The 3,921-nt window shown below is 38.4% G+C and carries 3 protein-coding genes; all 3 read right to left on the bottom strand.

All coding sequences use genetic code 11. The annotated features are described in order from the left end of the window. Positions 1-386 (bottom strand): hypothetical protein (locus tag E1140_RS01395; protein WP_155178274.1); only part of this gene is annotated, 386 nt, incomplete at its 3' end. A gap of 377 nt (positions 387-763) precedes the next feature. Beyond that, on the bottom strand, positions 764-1,669 hold the full coding sequence (locus E1140_RS01400; protein ID WP_155178276.1) for a class I SAM-dependent methyltransferase: 906 nt from the start codon (positions 1,667-1,669) through the stop codon (positions 764-766). 158 nt (positions 1,670-1,827) lie between these two features. Further along, on the bottom strand, positions 1,828-3,921 hold a 2,094-nt coding region (locus tag E1140_RS01405; protein WP_155178278.1), incomplete at its 5' end, for an aconitate hydratase.

Consider the following 3,921-nt stretch of genomic DNA (forward strand, 5'->3'; position numbering starts at 1 on the left):
ATCATTAGCGGGAGCATGCCTTTCGCTTTTTGCGGAGGAGTGTTGGATAAAGGAACAATTACCAAATTCATCATTAACCAAATGAACAAACCAAAAGACAGCCCAAAAGGAAATCTGTTTTTGAAAAACATTTGCACATTATCATAAAGTACATAAAAAAGGGATGTCCAGCCTAAAGCAATAAACATGTGAAGTAGTAATCCCAAGATGGCACTGGTCATGCCGCCTGTAAAAGCTTCTCTTCCCACTATGCCGCTGGCAACATATTGCAATAACCTGATCGGTTCAACACCATTGAATAGATAGGCATGAACAAATGCCAGAAGGATATCTACAATGCCAATGATCAATCCGAGTTTGATAATGTTCTTAATGTTTACCTTCATGAAACTTTGAAATTGAGGGTTAACATTACCGCATGAGATTTAAAAGGCTCATCATCAGTATAACTTTTGAGCTTAGTTTTCTCTTGCATGTAAATATATGGATAGAGAAATGGCTCTAATTCCTGACTAAGTTCACAAGAATCAGTGAAGTTTATTATGGATTGATATACCATTCTTAAATAAGTCTTGATTTCATTCTGATGATTCGAAACCTTACTTATTTATTATTCCAGAACTTCAATTTGATAAATTATATCAATTGAAACCTTAATATAACATGCTTTTTTATCAAAAGGAAGAATTTTTACTACTCTTCAAAATCTTTAAAATGCTATTTTGATGATTCTTAAACTGAGCATGTTGAAGGTATAATTAACTTATACTTTCTCTAATACCAATCTATAATGGTCCATGATCTCCTGCTCAAAACAGACCTTATTTGGGCTGATTTTAAAGACAGCTACTTGATGCCTGAATTCTTTATTGGTAAGATATTTAGGCAGTAGAGATAAATACAATAGGTATTTTTTCAAGTTAAATTTTCTGAATTTTTTACGCCATTGTTTAATGGTCTCAATATAATCTAGTCTTCCGCTACTTTGAGATATTAGTTTAAAGTGCGGCTTTGCACAATTGATAACCATTTCAGGACTGTCTGGCAACCATGAGCCTGGAAACTCTTTCATCATTAATGCTAGTACATGTGATGCAGAACCTTTATCAGCATTAATGTCAATATCTTTATAATCCAACATGTTTTTACTGAATGTCATGGTCTGCATGTAGTATCTGCCTCCCACTGGCAAAAGATCGGCTAAAACTTTAAAAAAGTCACTGTATACCTTTTCTTGTTTGCCATCTTTCCACTCCTCTACAGAGCAGAAGTGTTCTAGCCCTCCAATACAAGTTATGGCATCAAATGTTCCAAAATCTTGAGGAGTAATATATCTGCAATCCTTTACAATTACATTCATTCCATTTTTCTGACATGCCTCAGCCTGTCCAGAAGAGAGGGTTAAGCCTACGCTGGTTGCTCCTCTTTCCTCTGTGATATATTTTGTGAATGGAGCCCAACCACATGCCATATCGAGGACATTGCTTCCTTCCTTAATGTTCAAGCTGTCAGCAATGAACTTATGTTTTGCTTTTTGAGCAGCTTCAAGTGGTAAGGAAAAATCACCGTCATATTTGGCTCCACTGTAATCGCCTGATTCACCCATACTTAGGCGAAATATTTTATCAATTGTGGTATAAGTGAAATCAAGATCGGAGCTGTTAGCCATTGTTTTATAGTTTAGTGTGTAATCTTCATATCAATGTAATATGAAGGATTGAACAATGGACTAACCTTTATGACTCTTGAATTATTGCCTTAATGATTGATACAGAATTCGGAAAAATGGAGGTAATAAAAAACCCCGCTTAGCGGGGTTTTTTACGTTTATTTTTGCTTGGCAGCAATCAAATTCAAAGCACTACCAGCTCTAAACCAGCCTATTTGTGCTTCATTATAAGTGTGATTTACCTTAATTGTATCTGAGCTACCATCTTTATGGTTAAGCACCAATGTTAATGGCTTGCCTTCTGCAAAGTCTTTCAAATCCACCAAGTCTAAAGAATCATCCTCCTGAATAAGGTCATAATCTGCCTCATTGGCAAAGGTGAGTGCTAGCATACCTTGCTTCTTAAGGTTGGTTTCATGAATTCTGGCAAATGATTTAACTAATACAGCTTTAACCCCCAAATGTCTAGGCTGCATAGCCGCATGCTCTCTAGAAGAACCCTCACCATAGTTATGATCTCCAACCACTATTGAAGGAATACCAGCCGCCTTATAAGCTCTAGCAGTAGCAGGAACTGGACCGTACTCACCAGTTAACTGATTTTTAACTGAGTCAGTGGCATCGTTAGCAAAGTTAACAGCACCTGTTAGGGTATTATCAGAAATGTTATCCAAATGGCCTCTGAACCTCAACCAAGGACCAGCCATTGAAATATGGTCAGTAGTACATTTACCTTTAGCTTTGATCAACAGCTTCATGCCTTCAATATTGTTACCGTCCCACGGTTGGAATGGAGATAATAACTGCAATCTTTTAGAATCACTAGCTACTTTAACTTCAACGTTACTACCGTCAGAAGCAGGAGCCTGATAACCATTATCTTCAACATCGAAGCCTTTTTCTGGAAGTTCCCAGCCAGTAGGAGGGTCAAGCTTCACTTGCTCTCCATCTTCATTGGTCAATGTATCAGTTAAAGGATTAAATCCTAAATCACCAGAGATTGCAATTGCTGCTACCATTTCTGGAGAAGTTACAAAGGCATGCGTGTTAGGGTTTCCGTCAGCTCTTTTAGAGAAGTTTCTATTGAAAGAGTGAATAATAGTATTCTTTTCTTTCTTATCAGCACCAGCTCTGTCCCACTGACCAATACAAGGGCCACAAGCATTAGTAAAGATTCTGGCATCAAGATCTTCGAAAATCTTAATGAAACCATCTCTATCAACTGTATATCTTATTTGTTCTGATCCTGGATTGATACCAAAGTCTGCTTTTGTTTTCAGTTTTTTATCTACTGCCTGTTTAGCAATAGAAGCAGCTCGTGACAAATCTTCATATGAAGAGTTGGTACATGAACCGATTAATCCCCATTCAACTTTTGTAGGCCATCCGTTTTTCTCAGCTTCAGCACGCATTTGAGAAACAGGTGTAGCTTTATCTGGAGTAAATGGTCCGTTTACATGAGGCTCTAATGTAGAAAGGTCAATCTCGATAACCTGATCGAAGTATTTTTCAGGGTTAGCATATACTTCAGGATCACCAGTCAAGTGCTCTTTTACCCCATTGGCAAGATCAGCGACTTCAGCTCTCTCTGTAGCTCTTAAGTAACGATCCATTGACTCGTCATAACCGAAAGTAGAAGTAGTTGCACCAATCTCAGCACCCATATTACAGATAGTACCTTTACCAGTACAAGACATTGATTTGGCACCATCTCCAAAGTATTCAACAATAGCACCGGTTCCACCTTTTACAGTTAAGATACCGGCCACCTTAAGAATAACATCTTTAGGAGCAGTCCAGCCACTAAGTTTACCAGTAAGCTTAACGCCAATAAGTTTAGGGAATTTCAACTCCCATGCCATACCCGCCATTACATCAACAGCATCAGCACCACCAACACCAATAGCAACCATACCTAGGCCACCTGCATTTACTGTGTGTGAGTCAGTACCAATCATCATACCGCCCGGGAAGGCATAATTTTCTAATACTACCTGGTGGATAATTCCTGCTCCAGGTTTCCAGAAACCAATTCCGTATTTGTTAGATACTGATTCTAAGAAATTGAATACCTCTCCACTCGCGGTTAATGATGTTCTTAAATCTTCAACAGCACCTTGCTTAGCCATAATCAGGTGATCGCAATGAACAGTTGAAGGTACAGCAGCTGTTGGCTTACCAGCTTGCATAAATTGCAAAAGAGCCATTTGAGCTGTTGCATCTTGCATAGCTACTCTGTCAGGAGCAAAATC

Origin of the sequence: Fulvivirga lutimaris (genome assembly GCF_009711525.1) — a bacterium.
GTDB lineage: Bacteria > Bacteroidota > Bacteroidia > Cytophagales > Cyclobacteriaceae > Fulvivirga > Fulvivirga lutimaris.

Excerpts from the sequence above, each read along its gene's own strand:
- E1140_RS01400 (WP_155178276.1), bottom strand. The coding sequence starts at position 1,669 with ATGGCTAACAGCTCCGATCTTGATTTCACTTATACCACAATTGATAAA.